Origin of the sequence: Enterobacter sp. R-1.6.2, assembly GCF_035064085.1 — a bacterium.
Taxonomy (GTDB): Bacteria; Pseudomonadota; Gammaproteobacteria; order Enterobacterales; family Enterobacteriaceae; genus Enterobacter; species Enterobacter asburiae_B.
On the sequence record NZ_JASEYI010000022.1, the window covers coordinates 25851 to 43188 of the forward strand.

14 protein-coding genes and 4 tRNA genes are annotated in these 17338 nt (G+C 56.3%); 12 read left to right on the plus strand and 6 right to left on the minus strand.

Annotated features, from left to right (window positions below; all coding sequences use genetic code 11):
* Nucleotides 1-2 precede the first annotated feature (2 nt).
* From rffA to QMN93_RS20250, 10 genes are all read left to right on the plus strand, one after another.
* A complete protein-coding gene (gene rffA, locus QMN93_RS20205) occupies nt 3-1133 on the plus strand; it encodes a dTDP-4-amino-4,6-dideoxygalactose transaminase (RefSeq protein ID WP_182382893.1) in 1131 nt (376 codons plus the stop codon).
* A 1-nt stretch (nt 1134) separates the two neighbouring features.
* Nucleotides 1135-2385 (plus strand): lipid III flippase WzxE, encoded by a 1251-nt coding sequence (gene wzxE, locus QMN93_RS20210; RefSeq protein ID WP_094935541.1) that lies wholly within the window; start codon nt 1135-1137, stop codon nt 2383-2385.
* A complete protein-coding gene (locus QMN93_RS20215; RefSeq protein WP_045888449.1) occupies nt 2382-3461 on the plus strand; it encodes a TDP-N-acetylfucosamine:lipid II N-acetylfucosaminyltransferase in 1080 nt (359 codons plus the stop codon). Before wzxE ends, QMN93_RS20215 begins: the two co-directional genes overlap by 4 nt.
* Nucleotides 3458-4810 (plus strand): ECA oligosaccharide polymerase, encoded by a 1353-nt coding sequence (wzyE, locus tag QMN93_RS20220; RefSeq protein ID WP_033146908.1) that lies wholly within the window; start codon nt 3458-3460, stop codon nt 4808-4810. Before QMN93_RS20215 ends, wzyE begins: the two co-directional genes overlap by 4 nt.
* A gap of 12 nt (nt 4811-4822) precedes the next feature.
* Nucleotides 4823-5563: a lipopolysaccharide N-acetylmannosaminouronosyltransferase gene (gene wecG, locus QMN93_RS20225; protein ID WP_029739560.1), complete on the plus strand. Its 741-nt coding sequence runs from the start codon at nt 4823-4825 to the stop codon at nt 5561-5563.
* A 197-nt stretch (nt 5564-5760) separates the two neighbouring features.
* Nucleotides 5761-7146 carry an amino acid permease gene (locus QMN93_RS20230; RefSeq protein ID WP_182382894.1) on the plus strand — a complete coding sequence of 462 codons (1386 nt, stop codon included), beginning with the start codon at nt 5761-5763 and terminating at the stop codon, nt 7144-7146.
* Between the two features lie 102 nt (nt 7147-7248).
* Nucleotides 7249-7325: transfer RNA gene (locus QMN93_RS20235), tRNA-Arg, on the plus strand.
* A 67-nt stretch (nt 7326-7392) separates the two neighbouring features.
* Nucleotides 7393-7468, plus strand: a tRNA-His gene (locus QMN93_RS20240).
* 22 nt (nt 7469-7490) lie between these two features.
* A tRNA-Leu gene (locus QMN93_RS20245) sits at nt 7491-7576 on the plus strand.
* 45 nt (nt 7577-7621) lie between these two features.
* A tRNA-Pro gene (locus tag QMN93_RS20250) sits at nt 7622-7698 on the plus strand.
* A 507-nt stretch (nt 7699-8205) separates the two neighbouring features.
* Here the strand turns inward: QMN93_RS20250 and QMN93_RS20255 are convergent.
* From QMN93_RS20255 to hemC, 5 genes are all read right to left on the minus strand, one after another.
* On the minus strand, nt 8206-9417 hold the full coding sequence (locus QMN93_RS20255; RefSeq protein ID WP_182382895.1) for an MFS transporter: 1212 nt from the start codon (nt 9415-9417) through the stop codon (nt 8206-8208).
* Nucleotides 9418-9589: 172 nt separating this feature from the next.
* Entirely contained in the window at nt 9590-10789 is a 1200-nt protein-coding gene (gene hemY / locus QMN93_RS20260) for a protoheme IX biogenesis protein HemY (RefSeq protein ID WP_008501551.1), read from the minus strand.
* A gap of 2 nt (nt 10790-10791) precedes the next feature.
* The gene (hemX, locus tag QMN93_RS20265) at nt 10792-11988 is read right to left on the minus strand and encodes a uroporphyrinogen-III C-methyltransferase (protein ID WP_033146905.1); all 1197 of its coding nucleotides are present in this window, start codon (nt 11986-11988) and stop codon (nt 10792-10794) included.
* A 20-nt stretch (nt 11989-12008) separates the two neighbouring features.
* Nucleotides 12009-12749, minus strand: coding sequence for a uroporphyrinogen-III synthase (gene hemD, locus QMN93_RS20270; protein WP_193140188.1), 741 nt, complete (start codon nt 12747-12749; stop codon nt 12009-12011).
* Nucleotides 12746-13687: a hydroxymethylbilane synthase gene (gene hemC / locus QMN93_RS20275; protein ID WP_047059116.1), complete on the minus strand. Its 942-nt coding sequence runs from the start codon at nt 13685-13687 to the stop codon at nt 12746-12748. Before hemC ends, hemD begins: the two co-directional genes overlap by 4 nt.
* 351 nt (nt 13688-14038) lie before the next feature.
* On the opposite strand from hemC, the gene cyaA reads away from it, so the two are divergent.
* A complete protein-coding gene (cyaA, locus tag QMN93_RS20280) occupies nt 14039-16582 on the plus strand; it encodes a class I adenylate cyclase (RefSeq protein ID WP_023309629.1) in 2544 nt (847 codons plus the stop codon).
* Nucleotides 16583-16677: 95 nt separating this feature from the next.
* Here cyaA and cyaY read toward each other — a convergent pair whose 3' ends face one another.
* Nucleotides 16678-16998 (minus strand): iron donor protein CyaY, encoded by a 321-nt coding sequence (gene cyaY / locus QMN93_RS20285; RefSeq protein WP_023333807.1) that lies wholly within the window; start codon nt 16996-16998, stop codon nt 16678-16680.
* 135 nt (nt 16999-17133) lie between these two features.
* Between cyaY and QMN93_RS20290 the strand changes: the two genes are divergently transcribed.
* A complete protein-coding gene (locus QMN93_RS20290; protein WP_048976899.1) occupies nt 17134-17337 on the plus strand; it encodes a lipoprotein in 204 nt (67 codons plus the stop codon).
* Nucleotide 17338: the final 1 nt, after the last annotated feature.

Genomic DNA, 17338 nt, shown 5'->3' on the forward strand with positions numbered 1-17338 from the left:
AGATGATTCCATTTAACGCACCACCCGTTGTCGGAACTGAACTCGACTATATGCAGTCTGCCATGGGCAGCGGCAAACTCTGTGGTGACGGCGGTTTTACCCGTCGCTGTCAGCAGTGGATGGAACAGCGTTTTCGCAGCGCCAAAGTGCTGCTGACCCCATCCTGTACGGCATCGCTGGAAATGGCGGCGCTGCTGCTGGATATCCAGCCCGGTGATGAAGTGATTATGCCGAGCTATACCTTCGTTTCCACCGCAAACGCCTTTGTCCTGCGCGGAGCGAAAATCGTCTTTGTGGATATCCGCCCGGACACCATGAACATTGATGAGATGCTGATTGAAGCGGCGATCACCGACAAAACGCGCGCGATCGTGCCGGTTCACTACGCGGGCGTGGCCTGTGAAATGGACACCATCATGGCCATCGCCAAAAAACATAATCTGTTCGTGGTGGAAGATGCCGCGCAGGGCGTGATGTCCACCTACAAGGGACGCGCGCTGGGCACGATCGGCCACATTGGCTGCTTCAGCTTCCACGAAACCAAAAACTACACGGCGGGTGGAGAAGGTGGCGCGACGCTGATTAACGACCGGGCTCTCGTGGAGCGTGCGGAAGTGATCCGCGAAAAAGGCACCAACCGCAGCCAGTTCTTCCGTGGACAGGTAGATAAATACACCTGGCGCGATATCGGCTCCAGCTATCTGATGGCGGATCTGCAGGCGGCGTATCTGTGGGCGCAGCTGGAAGCGGCGGAACGTATCAACCTTCAGCGTCTTTCCCTGTGGCAAACGTATTATGATGCGCTTGAGCCTCTGGCCAAAGCCGGGCGTATTGAGCTGCCGACCATCCCGGCGGATTGCGTCCACAACGCGCATATGTTCTACATCAAGCTGCGCGATAACGACGACCGCAGCGAGCTCATCGCCTGGCTGAAAGAGGCCGAAATTATGGCGGTGTTCCACTACATCCCGCTGCACTCCAGCCCGGCCGGCGAAGCGTTTGGCACGTTTGCGGGTGAAGATCGTTACACCACCAAAGAAAGTGAGCGTTTGCTTCGCCTGCCACTGTTCTACAACCTCGCGCCTGTTAACCAGCGTACGGTGATTAATACCCTTCTGAGTTATTTCGGCTGATATGTCTCTGGCAAAAGCATCGGTGTGGACCGCCGCGTCCACGCTTGTAAAAATTGGCGCCGGGCTGCTGGTCGTCAAGCTGTTGGCCGTCTCATTTGGCCCCTCTGGTGTCGGGCTGGCAGGTAATTTCCGCCAGCTCGTTACCGTCCTTGGCGTGCTGGCCGGTGCCGGTATCTTCAACGGCGTCACCAAATACGTTGCGCAGTATCACGATGATGCGGCTCAGCTGCGTAGAGTGGTGGGTACCTCTTCGGCGATGGTCACGGGTTTTTCGACCCTGATGGCGATTGTCTTTCTGCTGGCGGCGGCGCCCATCAGCCAGGGATTGTTCGGTCATACCCATTATCAGGGGCTGGTGCGTCTGGTCGCGTTGGTTCAGATGGGTATTGCCTGGGCTAACCTGCTGCTGGCGCTGATGAAAGGTTTTCGTGATGCCGCCGGGAACGCGCTTGCCTTAATCCTGGGCAGCGTCATCGGCGTGATTGCCTATTACTTTTGCTATCGCCTGGGCGGCTATGAAGGCGCACTGCTGGGGCTGGCGCTGGTCCCGGCACTGGTTGTTGTACCTGCGGCATTTATGCTGATGCGTCGGGGCGTCATCCCTCTGAGCTACCTGAAACCGCAATGGGACACGATGCTTGCCAGCCAGCTGGGTAAATTTACCCTGATGGCGCTCATCACCTCCGTCACGCTGCCGGTAGCCTACGTGATGATGCGAAATTTGCTGGCGGCGCATTATAGCTGGGATGAAGTGGGGATCTGGCAGGGCGTAAGCAGTATTTCCGACGCCTATCTCCAGTTTATTACGGCTTCCTTTAGCGTTTACCTGCTGCCAACCTTATCGCGTCTGACGTCCAGACAGGATATTACCCGTGAGATTTTCCGATCGCTGCGCTTTGTGCTGCCAGCCGTCGCGGCGGCCAGCTTTACCGTCTGGTTACTGCGCGATGTCGCCATCTGGCTGCTGTTCTCGGCGAAGTTCACCGCCATGCGCGATCTCTTTGCCTGGCAGCTGGTGGGTGATGTACTGAAAGTGGGGGCTTACGTTTTCGGCTATCTGGTGATTGCAAAAGCGTCCCTGCGGCTGTATATCCTGGCGGAAATTAGCCAGTTTGCGTTACTGACAGCATTTTCACACTGGCTGATACCCGCGCACGGTGCGCTGGGGGCGGCTCAGGCCTACATGGCAACCTATATCGTTTATTTCGCCGCCTGTTGCGGCGTATTTTTATTGTGGCGTAAACGCGCATGACTGCACTGATTCACATCCTGGGATCGGATATCCCACACCATAACCAGACCGTTTTGCGGTTCTTCAACGACGAGCTCGCATCGGGTAATCCTGATGCGCGTGAGTTTATGGTTGCAGGTCAGGATAAGGGCCTGAGCGAGGCGTTTCCGGCGCTGACGATTCGCTTCTGGCCGGATAAGGCCGCGCTGGCGAAGGCGGTCGTTGCCAGAGCCAAGGCGGATCGTAAGCAACGTTTCTTTTTCCACGGGCAGTTCAATACTGGCCTGTGGCTGGCGCTGCTTAACGGGGGGATTAAACCCTCCCAGTGCAGCTGGCATATCTGGGGAGCCGATCTCTACGAAGTCTCCCGCGGCTGGAAATTCCGTCTTTTCTATCCGCTGCGCCGCATGGCGCAGGGGCGCGTGGGCTGTGTGTTTGCCACCCGTGGCGATCTCAACTATTTTGCTAAACAGCACCCGAACGTGCGCGGAGAACTGCTCTATTTCCCAACCCGCATGGATCCGGCGCTGAACGCCATGGCGAATGACGCGGTGCGTGAAGGCAAGCTGACGATCCTGGTGGGGAATTCCGGCGATCGCAGTAACGAACACGTCGCGGCGCTCAGGGCGGTGCATCAGCAGTTTGGCGACACGGTGAACGTGGTGGTGCCGATGGGCTATCCTGCCAACAACGACGCCTATATTGCTGAGGTTCGCCAGCAGGGACTTGCGCTGTTTAGTGCAGAAAATCTGCACATCCTCAGCGATAGGCTGGAATTTGATGAGTATCTTGCGCTGCTGAGAAAATGCGATCTTGGCTATTTCATCTTTGCCCGACAGCAGGGAATCGGCACGCTGTGTCTGCTGATTCAGGCGGGTGTACCGTGCGTGCTCAACCGCGACAACCCGTTCTGGCAGGACATGGCCGAGCAGCATATTCCGGTGCTGTTTACCTCAGACACGCTGAATGTCGAGGTGGTACGGGAAGCCCAACGCCAGCTCACGCTGGTGGATAAAAATAGCATCGATTTTTTCAGCCCGAATTACCTCACGCCGTGGCATCGCGCGCTGCGTATCGCTTCAGGAGACAAAGCATGAGTCAGTTGCAATTCAGCGGCTTACTGGTTGTCTGGCTTCTGAGCGCCCTGTTTATCGCCACGCTTACCTGGTTTGAATTCCGCCGGGTGCGGTTCAACTTTAACGTATTCTTCTCGTTACTGTTTCTGCTGACCTTCTTTTTCGGCTTCCCGCTGACCAGCATTCTGGTCTTCCGTTTTGACGTGAGCGTCGCACCGCCGGAAATCCTGCTCCAGGCGCTTCTGGCGGCGACCTGCTTCTATGCCGTCTACTACGTCACCTATAAAACGCGTCTGCGTTCAGCGCAGGCTGCTGTCCCGCGTCGGCCGCTTTTTACCATGAATCGGGTGGAAACCCACCTGACGTGGGTGATGCTGATGACCATCGCCCTGGTCAGCGTCGGTATCTTCTTTATGCATAACGGCTTTCTGCTGTTTAAGCTCCACTCCTACAGCCAGATTTTTTCGGCCGAAGTCTCGGGCGTGGCGCTTAAGCGTTTCTTCTACTTCTTCATCCCGGCGATGCTGGTGGTCTTTTTCCTGCGCCAGGACAGCAAAGCGTGGCTGTTCTTTCTGGTCAGCACCGTCGCGTTTGGCATTCTGACCTACATGATTGTGGGCGGCACGCGCGCGAACATCATCATCGCCTTCGCCATATTCCTGTTTATCGGCATCATCCGCGGCTGGATCTCGCTGTGGATGCTGGTTGCGGCAGGCGTGTTTGGCATTGTCGGGATGTTCTGGCTGGCGCTGAAGCGCTACGGGATGAACGTGGCGGGCGATGAGGCGTTTTACACGTTCCTCTACCTGACGCGTGATACCTTCTCGCCGTGGGAAAACCTGGCATTGCTGCTGCAAAACTACGACAAGATTGATTTCCAGGGGCTGGCGCCGATTGTTCGCGACTTCTACGTCTTTATCCCTTCCTGGCTATGGCCGGACCGGCCCGGCGTGGTGCTTAACACGGCGAATTACTTTACCTGGGAAGTGCTGAACAACCATTCCGGTCTGGCAATCTCGCCAACGCTGATTGGTTCCCTGGTGGTGATGGGGGGGGCGTGGTTCATTCTGCCCGGGGCGGTTGCCGTGGGGCTGATTATCAAGTGGTTCGACTGGCTTTACCTGCGCGGCAACGAAGAGACCAACCGCTATAAAGCCGCCATTTTGCACAGTTTCTGCTTTGGTGCCATTTTCAATATGATCGTTCTGGCGCGCGAAGGGCTGGACTCGTTCGTTTCGCGCGTGGTGTTCTTCATGGTCGTTTTCGGCCTCTGCCTGTTGCTGGCCAAACTGTTGTACTGGCTGTTTGACAGCGCAGGTCTTGTGCACAAGCGCGAGCGGCAGGGCAGCACAACGCTGTCGCAAGTCTGAGTAAGGATAGTAATGACTGATAAAATTTCTGCACCGCGCTACGCGCTACGTGGCCTGCAGCTTATTGGCTGGCGCGACATGCAGCACGCGCTGGACTTTCTGTTCGCCGACGGCCAGATGAAATCCGGTACGCTGGTGGCCATCAACGCGGAAAAAATGCTGGCGGTTGAGGATAATGCGGAAGTCAAAAGCCTGATTGAAGCGGCTGAATTTAAATACGCGGACGGGATCAGCGTGGTCCGCTCTATCCGTAAAAAGTATCCTGACGCTAATGTATCCCGCGTGGCGGGGGCCGATCTCTGGGAGCAGCTTATGGCCCGGGCAGGTGCGCAGGGTACGCCCGTGTTCCTGATTGGCGGAAAGCCGGAGATACTGGCCCAGACGGAGGAGAAACTGCGTCGTCAATGGAATGTTAATATTGTCGGCAGCCAGGATGGTTACTTCAAACCGGAAGATCGACAGGCTCTGTTTGAGCGCGTTCGTGACAGCGGGGCGAAAATTGTCACCGTGGCGATGGGCTCCCCGCGCCAGGAGATCCTGATGCGCGACTGCCGTCTGGTCTGTCCTGATGCCCTCTACATGGGCGTCGGCGGCACGTACGACGTCTTTACTGGCCACGTTAAGCGTGCGCCAAAGGTCTGGCAAAATCTGGGGCTGGAGTGGCTGTACCGCCTGCTATCGCAACCGACGCGCATTAAACGACAGATCCGTCTGCTTCGCTACCTCGCCTGGCATTACACCGGAAAAATGTAATCAAAATGTAGCGCGATATGCTATTCGCGCTGCAACTCGCCTGCAAAACTGCTGATAATCTGTGCAATGCATTCATTTTTTTAATGCATCGTTTGCCATTTGGCAGATTTTAGGAAACCATTCGCTCCGTATTTTAGTACCCCTAAAAAACAATACCCGGTATTAAGCCGGGAAACAGCAAACACAATCGAGGATCTATGGCAGAGAAACAACCGGAGCTACAGCGTGGGCTGGAAGCTCGTCATATTGAACTGATAGCGCTGGGCGGCACTATCGGCGTGGGCCTGTTTATGGGCTCCGCAAGCACGCTCAAATGGGCAGGCCCTTCCGTATTACTGGCGTATATTATCGCCGGGCTGTTTGTTTTCTTCATTATGCGTTCCATGGGCGAAATGCTCTTCCTGGAGCCGGTAACCGGCTCGTTCGCCGTTTACGCGCATCGCTATATGAGCCCGTTCTTCGGCTACCTGACGGCCTGGTCATACTGGTTTATGTGGATGGCGGTGGGCATCTCAGAGATCACCGCGATAGGGGTCTACGTCCAGTTCTGGTTCCCGGACATGGTCCAGTGGATACCCGCGCTCATTGCCGTGGGGCTGGTGGCGCTGGCAAACCTGGCCGCCGTGCGCCTTTACGGTGAAATTGAGTTCTGGTTCGCAATGATCAAAGTCACCACGATTATCGTGATGATTGTCGTCGGCCTGGGCGTGATTTTCTTCGGCTTTGGCAACGGTGGGCACGCTATCGGCTTTGGCAACCTGACCGAAAACGGCGGCTTCTTCGCCGGCGGCTGGAAGGGCTTCCTGACGGCGCTGTGTATCGTTGTGGCCTCGTATCAGGGCGTGGAGCTGATCGGTATTACCGCCGGTGAAGCGAAAAACCCGCAGGTCACGCTGCGTAGCGCGGTGGGCAAAGTGCTGTGGCGTATCCTGATTTTCTATGTGGGCGCGATCTTCGTCATCGTGACCATCTTCCCGTGGAACGAAATTGGCACGACGGGTAGCCCGTTTGTTTTAACCTTCGCCAAAATTGGTATCACGGCGGCGGCGGGTATTATCAACTTTGTGGTCCTGACGGCAGCGCTGTCAGGCTGTAACAGCGGGATGTACAGCTGCGGGCGTATGCTCTATGCGCTTTCGAAGAATAACCAGCTGCCTGCGGCGATGAGTAAAGTCTCACGTGCCGGCGTACCGGTGGCGGGTGTGGCGGTCTCCATCGTAATCCTGCTGATTGGCTCTTGCCTGAATTACATCATTCCTAACCCGCAGCGCGTGTTCGTTTACGTCTACAGCGCCAGCGTACTGCCGGGCATGGTGCCGTGGTTTGTTATCCTCATCAGCCAGCTGCGTTTCCGCCAAGCGCATAAAAAAGCGATTGAAAGCCATCCGTTCCGCTCAATTCTGTTCCCCTATGCGAACTATTTGACGATGGCGTTCCTGATTTGCGTATTAATCGGCATGTACTTTAATGAAGATACCCGCATGTCGCTGTTTGTCGGGATGATCTTCCTGGCGGCTGTAACGGCTGCATATAAGCTTTTTGGCCTTGGTCGCCGCGGCACCACGCAGAAAGTGGAGGAATAAGCGGCAAAATGTGCAAACCATAACCAAACGCGCATTTTTTTCAAAAAAGCACTAGACAGCGGGGACGGAGGTACGTAATATCCAGCCCCGCAACGGCGCTAAGCGCCCGTAGCTCAGCTGGATAGAGCGCTGCCCTCCGGAGGCAGAGGTCTCAGGTTCGAATCCTGTCGGGCGCGCCATTTTAGTCCCGGCGCTAGAGCTGCGGTGGTCTGAGAAGTAGTCAGTACCGCGTGAAAGAATACAGTGGTGGCTATAGCTCAGTTGGTAGAGCCCTGGATTGTGATTCCAGTTGTCGTGGGTTCGAATCCCATTAGCCACCCCATTATTTGAAAGAGTTGTGAATTGCGAAGGTGGCGGAATTGGTAGACGCGCTAGCTTCAGGTGTTAGTGTCCTTTGGATGTGGGGGTTCGAGTCCCCCCCCTCGCACCACGACTTTTTAAATGAATTGAACTAAAAATTCAAAAAGCAGTACATCGGCGAGTAGCGCAGCTTGGTAGCGCAACTGGTTTGGGACCAGTGGGTCGGAGGTTCGAATCCTCTCTCGCCGACCAATTTTGAACCCCGCTTCGGCGGGGTTTTTTGTTTTCTGCGAGTTCTCATCCCTGTAGTCATGCCCCGACAGCGCCCTTTTTCTTTGTCGCAATCCAGCGACATGCAACTCATTGAAAATTAAATAAATAACTATTTATGGGTTTTGCTGTCTCCTCCTGGCGACATATTCCCGCCTTTTCCCGATACGTTGTAGAGCCTAAGACGGTGCCAGGCAGCATAATTTCCTTTTATCTTAAAATGTTGCGTCATGTAAAAGTTCTGGGTGTCATGTTGGCACGTTACGTGCAATAATATGCGTGTAGATGCTCATTCCATCTCTTATGTTCGCCTTAGTGCCTCATAAACTCAGGAATGACGCAGAGCCATTTACGGTGCTTATCGTCCACTGACAGATGTCGCTTCGGCCTCATCAGACACCATGGACACAACGTTGAGTGAAGCACCAAATATGTTGTCTTACAGACCTGTTTTAACGCCTGCTTTTATAGCAGGCGTTTTTTTATGCCTTATTCCCGATACAGGCGCATGATCAGGGCAACCATCAGCAGCGCCGATGCAGAGACAGCATAGAGCGCCTGTACGGAGCCAAACCCTGAAGCTACCGCCGCTGCAATGCCGGTGAAAAGAGAGGCGCTGAGCGTTTGCCAGCGCCAGGCTTTACCGCTGGCCGAAGCGGTTTGCGTGAGAGGAAAACTACTGAGTACCCCAAACGTGCCCGCTGCGAAGAGAACATTCGAGGCCAGATGCGCGATAAAGATCATCCCCAGCGCGCATATCGTCCACCCGGACAAAAAAGGCAGCATGCCATAAGCGGCCAGAAAGATGCTGAGGCAAACGATTATTCGCGGCGTGTAGGCCGCAAAGCGCGTCAGGCTCTCTTTTTTTAGCAGCAGGGGGCCACAAAGCTGCCCCAGACTCCTCGCGAAAAGCAGAGGCAAAGCAAGGCCTGCCGCATCCTGAGGACGGAGCTGCTGGGCCAGTGCCGGAAGAAGCGCCATCGCCGGTGAGCCGACGGCAGCCAGCGCCGGCAGGATGAGCAGGCTGCGTTTTTGCCGAACGGTCAACGCCTGCCAGCGTAATGTTGCAGAAACTCCCCTTTCCATAGCGGTGGGATGTGGTGCCGGAGAAAACCGGCGCCCAGCCAGCCATAGCAGTACTAATGAGCCCAGAAAGCTGGCGGCATCAATGGCCAGCAGGGTAAACACGGATGTCTTCTGAAACAGCACCACGCCGAGTCCGGTCCCTAACAACACCTGAGAAGCAAAAATCACATTTTCCAGACAGGTTGCAGCGGGCAACTCCGCTTCGCTGAGACCGCGCTTAAAGAGCAATGTCAGCGCGGGCCAGCTCATCCCGCTGAGCAGGGCTTCGGTGGATTGCACGGTGAGCAATGCGGCAACGCTGTGGTAACCCACACCAAGCAGGGGAAAGAGCAGGGCGAGCAGGCCCAGCCCCTCGGTCAGTATCAGCAGGGATATCGGCGAAAAGCGTGAGCATAGCTTTTCGCCAAAGATACTGCCGATGAACCCTGGTACCGTAGCGAAAAGAAAAGCGAGTGTGAGCAGAGCGGGCGGGGCTGACCACGCCAGCAGCAAACCGAAGACCACGACCTGGGTTAAGCCATTCCCCAGTGAAGAAAAGATAAAAGCACAGGCAAGCAGGCGCAGCCAGCGGTGGCAGCGCAGCGCCTGGATAAGCGCATACAAAAGCGAGTTCATTGAGATTTCCTTTCAAAAACGATTTAGTCCACGCTGCAAAATGTGCGCGTGTGTGAAAAAAGGTTAATGAAAAGACATCGTTACATTGGCGGATTCGTTTGCGGATGTGGGTGCAAAGAATGTAGCAGGAGAAAGGCGATAAAAAAAGGAGACCCTCTGGCCTCCTTTTTATTTACTGCTGCGTACCGTTATTTTGCAGCGTTAGCAGCAATCCGTCACGCCGCATGGCGGCTGCCTCTTCCGGCTTGTGCTGCTTGTCCAGCGTATCGGCAAGCCACGCGTAGTCAAACGCGTCCGGACGCTGCTTCAGCGCCGCGCGGAAGGCGAGGCTCGCCTCCTGCCATTCTCCGTGCTTCATCAGCGACTGACCGAGCGTGCTCCACAGCAGCGGGCGGTCACCGACGGTTTTAATCTGCTGACGCAGCACTTTTTCGATTTGCTCAGGATTATTGGTTTTCAGACGCGGGATCACCATCACCAGACGATCGTCATACTGGCGCTTCAGGCCATCGAGGAGGATCTCCTGAGCCGTGTCATGATCGTCACATTCAATAAGATGTTCCGCCATGGCGACCTGCAGAGGAACCTGCTGGCGCGTCTTACGGCTCTGATTCTTCCACCACGTTTTCAGACCGTCGCTGCCCAGGTCGGCGCGCGCCTGATCCATCAGGCCAATCCATGCCAGACGCTGAAGCTCATCACGATGTTCATCGTCGCCCACCTCGGCCTTCGCCATCGACGGAATGATGTCCAGCAGCGAGCCCCAGGCGCCGGTACGAATATACGCCTGCTCGGCAAGACGCAGCACTTCCGGATGACGTGGCGCAACTTCCAGCAGGCGATCGATACCGTGACGCGCCGCGTGATTTTCATTGCGCGCCAGCTGCAGGCGAACGCGCGTGATTTCTACAGGAATCGGGTCGCCGTGAGCCAGCTCTGCCGCCCGCTCCAGATGCTGATTGGCGCGGGCTTCGTCACCGCGCTGCTGCGCCGCTTCGGCAGCGAGCAGATAATTCACTACCGGCTGTTCGGCATGGTCGGCGTTTTTCGACATCAGCTTTTCAACCTGCTGATAGTCACCCTCGGCAAGCTTAAGCAGCGCCTGTTCGGTCTGCTTGCGGGCGCGGCGGCGTTTACGACCAACGAACCAGCCGCGCGTGTGGGCACCGGTGCGGAAAATACGGCGCAGGATCCACTCGATCGCAAACAGCACCACCACGCCGAGGATCAGAATGATCGTCAGGCCGGTTACGCTGGTTTCAATGTTGTAGTTATCCGTCTGGATCAGGACGTAACCCTGATGACCCGCAAGCATAGGTCCCAGCACGATCCCGGCGATCAGCAGGATGAAGAGTAAGAGAACTTTTAGCATCATTACTCTCCTTGTGGTGCGCTTTCAGGCGCCGGAGCCGGAGCAGGTGCCGCTCCGTCCGTCGGCTCTGCCGGTACGCCCGGCTGCGCCAGCAGGTTACGTACGCGCGTCTGCATCAGTTTCTCCAGAATCGGCTGGCTGGCCAGCTTATCCGGCACGTTCATGGTGATGTTCTGCTGGCTCAGCTTATCAATGTCTTCGAGGAAGGCGGTGGTCGTCGCATCATCGGTGTTGTAGTAGGCGCGTACCCACGTCGAGACGTTATCCAGCGCCTGTTTGTATGTCTCTTCCTGATGACGCGGCACGGCCTGAGCCGCCACCAGCAGGCGGGAACGAATGTTCTCGCGCAGATAGATATCCTGGTTCGGCGCCAGCAGCGGCACGGCGGTTTCGTCGCGACGGCGGATAGTGATGAAGCTGTCCATAAAGTTCTGCCAGCTTTTCTGCAGGTTTATGCGCCATTCGCTCAGGGAGCTGGAAAGCTCGGTACCGTCGGAATCCATCGGGGAATCGTCGTCGTTGTTATCCGCCAGCTGCAGGTTATCAATCTGATTCGACAGCTGGTTCACCTTGAGGATAATGCCGTCGTAATCCACCTGCGAGACGGCGGAGAGGCTGGCGATGTCCTCGGTGATCGCGCGTCGCGCGGTGATAAGGCTCGGGTCGTTCATGTCTGCCAGGCTCGCATCGGCGCTTTTCAGCAGCGCGGCGGCAGTGGTGACGTCCTGATCGCTCCAGAGCTTACGTCCGGCGAGCTTCACCAGGAAGTCAGCCTGCGAGAGCAGCCAGGTTTTGGCATCGGTACCGGAAATCGTGGCGACTTTCTGCTGCACGTCGCCCAGCTGTTTAGCCAGCTCTTCCTGTTTGCTGTTCGCCTCGGCAAGCGCGGCGGCCTGCTGCTTAATCACCGTTTCGAGCTCGGTTTTCTGCGTCTCCTGCGCTTTTTGCAGGGCAGTGAGCTGATTCACCAGCGCATCGCTGGTGGACGTCTGGTTAGCACCCTGTTGCTTCACCAGGCCGTAAAGGCCAACCCCTGCTGCCAGCGCAATGGCAATGGCAATCGCGCTCAGCGCGAGGCTCGTTTTGTTGCTGCCGTTTTTCTTCTCAGCGGTTTTCTCAGTCGTCTCTGGCTGTGGCGTCGTCTCCACAGTCTCCCTGGTCTCTTCAACCACGGCGGAGGATTTGTCGTGTTCCGTCATTATGGCTTCCCATTTGAGAGTTATTGTAATGCGCGCAGCAGCGCATCGTTGTCGGCGTTATCAGCGATCCGAATATCCTGCCAGCCCAGTTCCCGGGCCTGGTTCGCCAGACGCTCACTGACGACCAGAAGCCGACAGCGGAGTAACCAGTTTTCGCGATACCAAAGCGGTATCAGCGACCAAAGCTGTTGTAACATTTCACCGCTGGTGACCACCAGCGTATTAATGCCGCGCGCGTGCCAGCGCATCGCCTCTTCCGCGCCATCGTAGTGTTTTGCACAGCGCTGATAGCACTCAACGAACGTTACGTCTGCACCGCGTTCACGCAGCGTTTCGCCCAGCAGTTCGCGGCCACCGTTGCCGCGCAAAATGAGCGCACGCTTTCCGGCAATAGTTTGTAATTCAGGTAATTGTAGCAAGACTTCGCTGATTTCCCGATCTAACGGGTAACGAACGTCCGCGCTGCTTACGGTATGCAGCGCCAGTGCCGTTGTGCGGCCAATCGCGAAATAGCGGGGGGCAAGTGACCAGGCTAAACCCTGCTGTTGCAGCTGCGCGTGGGCAAATTCCACGGCATGTTGCGACAGCGCAAACAGCAGGTCGCCTTCCTGAAGGGTATTCATCTGGTCGGCGAGCGCAGAGAGCTCCCGACCGGGGGAGAATTCAATGAGCGGAAAACTCCAGGCCACCTGCCCCAGTGTGCGCAGACGGCTCACTAACTGCTCTCCTGCGGGAGAAGGGCGGGTGACAAGAATACTCATGCAGGGGGCTCTCCATTATAAACGTCAGCCAGAATCTCGCGGGCGCCGTTATCCAGCAGCTCTTCCGCCAGCGACACGCCAAGCTGCTCGGCATCTTGCGCTTTACCGCGACGTTCGCCGCGTACCATCTGGGAACCGTCCGGAGCGCCCACCAGCGCGCGCAGCCACAGTTCACCTTCTGTTAATTCAGCATAGCTGCCAATCGGTACCTGACATCCTCCTTCGAGGCGGGTATTCATCGCACGCTCGGCTTTTACGCGGATAGCGGTCTCGTCATGGTTCAGCGGTGCGAGCAGTTCGCGGGTACGCGCATCGTCCAGACGGCACTCGATGCCGACGGCACCCTGGCCCACGGCCGGCAGCGACAGCTCTGGCGGCAACGCCACGCGAATGCGCGACTCCAGCCCCAGACGCTTCAGGCCGGCAACGGCGAGGATAATGGCATCGTAATCGCCGTTATCCAGCTTGCCCAGACGCGTGCCGACGTTACCGCGCAGCGAGCGAATGATCAGGTCAGGACGGCGCTCTGCCAGCTGACACTGACGGCGTAAACTGGACGTGCCAACCACGCTACCCTCCGGCAGCGCGTCGAGCGAGTCAAAGTGGTTAGAGACAAACGCATCGCGCGGATCTTCGCGCTCGCAGATGGTCACCAGCCCCAGCCCTTCCGGGAACTCGACGGGCACGTCTTTCATTGAATGTACGGCGATATCGGCGCGGTTCTCAAGTAATGCCAGTTCCAGTTCTTTGACAAACAGGCCTTTGCCGCCCACTTTCGCCAGGGGCGTATCGAGGATCACGTCACCGCGCGTGACCATCGGCACCAGCTCGACGCGCAATCCACTGTGGCAGGCTTCAAGGCGCTGCTTCACATAATGTGCCTGCCAGAGCGCGAGGGGGCTTTGGCGTGTGGCAATTCTCAAAACATTGTCTAACATGCTTGTTACCGTCATTATCAATCGCTAACCATCCTAACATTGTTGACTCTGGGATGGCAGTTTTACGGTTGATGAAGCGTGAGAGGGACAAGGCGGCGTATTCGTCAGCCATAGCCGTATTCAGGAATTTACACGTACAGAACGGTGCTACACTTGTATGTAGCGCATCTTTCTTTACGGTCAACCGGCAAGGTGTTAAATTGATCACGTTTTAGACCATTTTTTCGTCGCTACCACCAAAAATGATAAGGGCGAAAAAGGGTAACGGTTATCTTATTTGAAATACTGCGGGTCCGCTGTTATTCGTGTTTTGAATAGCTTGCGACACCCGGAAACATCAGGCGATACGTCTTGTACCTCTATATTGAGACTCTGAAACAGAGACTGGATGCCATTAATCAACTGCGTGTGGATCGCGCGCTTGCTGCCATGGGCCCTGCTTTCCAGCAGGTATACAGTCTGCTGCCGACATTATTGCACTATCACCATCCGCTGATGCCTGGCTACCTTGACGGTAACGTTCCCCAGGGCATTTGCCTTTTCACGCCTGATGAAACCCAACAGCATTACCTGAACGAGCTGGAACTCTACCGCGGCATGCCGCCACAGGAGTCTCCAAAAGGTGAACTGCCGATTACCGGCGTTTACTCTATGGGGAGCACCTCATCGGTAGGGCAAAGCTGTTCTTCGGACCTGGACATCTGGGTCTGCCATCAGTCCTGGCTCGATAACGACGAGCGTCAGCTGCTGCAACGCAAGTGCAGCCTGCTGGAGAGCTGGGCGGCCTCGCTCGGCGTGGAAGTAAGTTTCTTCCTGATTGATGAAAACCGTTTCCGCCATAATGAAAGCGGCAGTCTGGGTGGTGAGGACTGCGGCTCGACCCAGCACATCTTATTGCTGGATGAATTTTACCGTACTGCTGTGCGTCTGGCCGGGAAGCGTATTCTGTGGAATATGGTCCCTTGCGAAGAAGAAGAGCATTACGATGACTACGTCATGTCGCTTTACGCGCAGGGCGTACTGACGCCAAACGAATGGCTGGATCTTGGCGGTCTGAGCTCTCTGTCAGCAGAAGAGTATTTTGGCGCAAGCCTCTGGCAGCTCTATAAAAGTATCGACTCACCGTACAAAGCGGTGCTGAAAACGCTGCTGCTGGAAGCCTATTCCTGGGAATACCCTACGCCGCGCCTGCTGGCGAAAGATATCAAGCAGCGTCTGCACGACGGGGAGATCGTCTCCTTCGGGCTGGACGCCTACTGCATGATGCTGGAGCGCGTGACCGAATACCTGAAAGCTATTGATGACACCACGCGTCTTGACCTGGTGCGTCGATGTTTCTATCTCAAAGTCTGTGAGAAATTGAGTCGCGAGCGCGCCTGCGTGGGCTGGCGTCGTGAAGTGGTCAGTCAGTTAGTGAAAGAGTGGGGATGGGACGAAGCACGTCTGTCCATGCTCGACAACCGGGCCAACTGGAAAATCGATCAGGTGCGTGAAGCGCACAACGAACTGCTCGATGCGATGATGCAAAGCTACCGTAACCTGATCCGCTTTGCGCGCCGTAACAACCTCAGCGTTTCCGCCAGTCCGCAGGACATCGGGGTATTGACCCGTAAGCTGTACGCCGCGTTTGAAGCGCTGCCGGGTAAAGTCACCCTGGTTAACCCGCAGATTTCGCCAGACCTGTCAGAACCGAACCTGACCTTTATCTACGTGCCGCCGGGCCGCGCAAACCGCACCGGGTGGTATCTGTATAACCGTGCGCCAAGCATGGACTCAATCATCAGCCATCAGCCGCTGGAGTATAACCGCTACCTGAACAAGCTGGTGGCCTGGGCCTGGTTTAACGGCCTGCTGACCTCGCGCACGCGCCTGTTTATCAAAGGTAACGAGGTGGTAGATCTCGCTAAGCTGCAGGAGATGGTCGCGGATGTGTCCCACCACTTCCCGCTGCGTCTGCCTGCCCCAACGCCGAAAGCGCTCTACAGCCCGTGCGAAATTCGCCATCTGGCGATTATCGTCAACCTGGAATACGACCCGACGGCGGCCTTCCGCAATCAGGTGGTTCATTTTGACTTCCGCAAGCTGGACGTCTTCAGCTTTGGCGAGCAGCAAAACTGCCTGGTGGGCAGCGTCGATCTGCTGTACCGCAACTCGTGGAACGAAGTGCGTACCCTGCATTTCAACGGCGAGCAGGCGATGATCGAAGCGCTGAAAACGATTCTCGGCAAGATGCACCAGGATGCCGCACCGCCGGACAGCGTTGAGGTGTTCTGCTACAGCCAGCACCTGCGCGGTTTAATTCGTACCCGCGTGCAGCAGCTGGTTTCTGAGTGTATCGAACTGCGTCTCTCCAGCACCCGCCAGGAAACCGGACGCTTTAAAGCGCTACGCGTCTCCGGCCAGACCTGGGGGCTGTTCTTCGAACGTCTGAACGTGTCGGTACAGAAGCTGGAAAACGCCATCGAGTTCTACGGCGCGATTTCGCACAACAAGCTGCATGGCCTGTCGGTGCAGGTGGAAACCAACCACGTTAAGCTCCCGCAGGTGGTGGACGGATTCGCCAGCGAAGGGATTATTCAGTTCTTCTTTGAAGAGTCGGGCGACGATGCCGGGTTCAACATCTACATTCTGGATGAAACCAACCGCGCCGAGGTGTATCACCACTGTGAAGGCAGTAAAGAGGAGCTGGTGCGCGACGTCAGCCGCTTCTACTCCTCTTCGCACGACCGTTTCACCTATGGCTCAAGCTTTATCAACTTTAACCTGCCGCAGTTCTACCAGATTGTGAACGTCGACGGTCGTACGCAGGTGATCCCGTTCCGCACCCAGGCCGTAACGCCTGCCGCGCCTGCCAATCAGGACACCGCGCCGCTGTTGCAGCAGTATTTCTCCTGAGCCTTTTCGCTCGCCCAGTGGCGGCTACGCCTTACCGGGCCTACAACAGCTCGAACCCGTTGGCCGGGTAAGCGCAGCGCCACCCGGCAACAAAACTATCTGAAACTCACAGCCTCACCCGCCTGCGCGGTCGCCGCCTGTTCCAGCAGATCCCAGAACGGTACGCCGCTACGGTCGCAAACCCATTCCCCGTCCTTCAGATCGAAATGATAGCCGCCCTGTTTCGCGGCCAGCCACACCTGGTGAAGCGGCTCCTGGCGGTTAATAATAATTTTGCTGCCATTTTCGAAGCTCAGGGTCAGAATGCCGCCGTTGATTTCACAATCGATATCGCTGTCGCCGTCCCAGTCGTCAAGACGCTCTTCGATGGTCATCCACAGGTTGTCGGCAAGGCGATGGAATTCACTGTCGTTCATGGTTTTGTTCCTGTTTTTCGTGATGCCGGCAGTATAACCCTAAATAATTCCCGTTGCAGGAAAGCGGCAAACTCTTGCTTTTGTGTCTTCTCCTGCGATGATAGAAACAGATTTGAACTTACGGGCTACTTTATAATGAAAAACGCTTTCCGAACGCTTGCCGTTCTCATCTCGCTGTTTAGCCTGACTGGCTGCGGACTGAAGGGACCACTGTACTTCCCACCTGCGGATAAAACCGCGCCGCCGCCGACGAAACCCGTGCAAAGCGGCATTGAGTCCACCACGCCAAATACTAACGATCGTGGCGACAACGGTGGCCCGACTCAGGTTAATCTCTGAC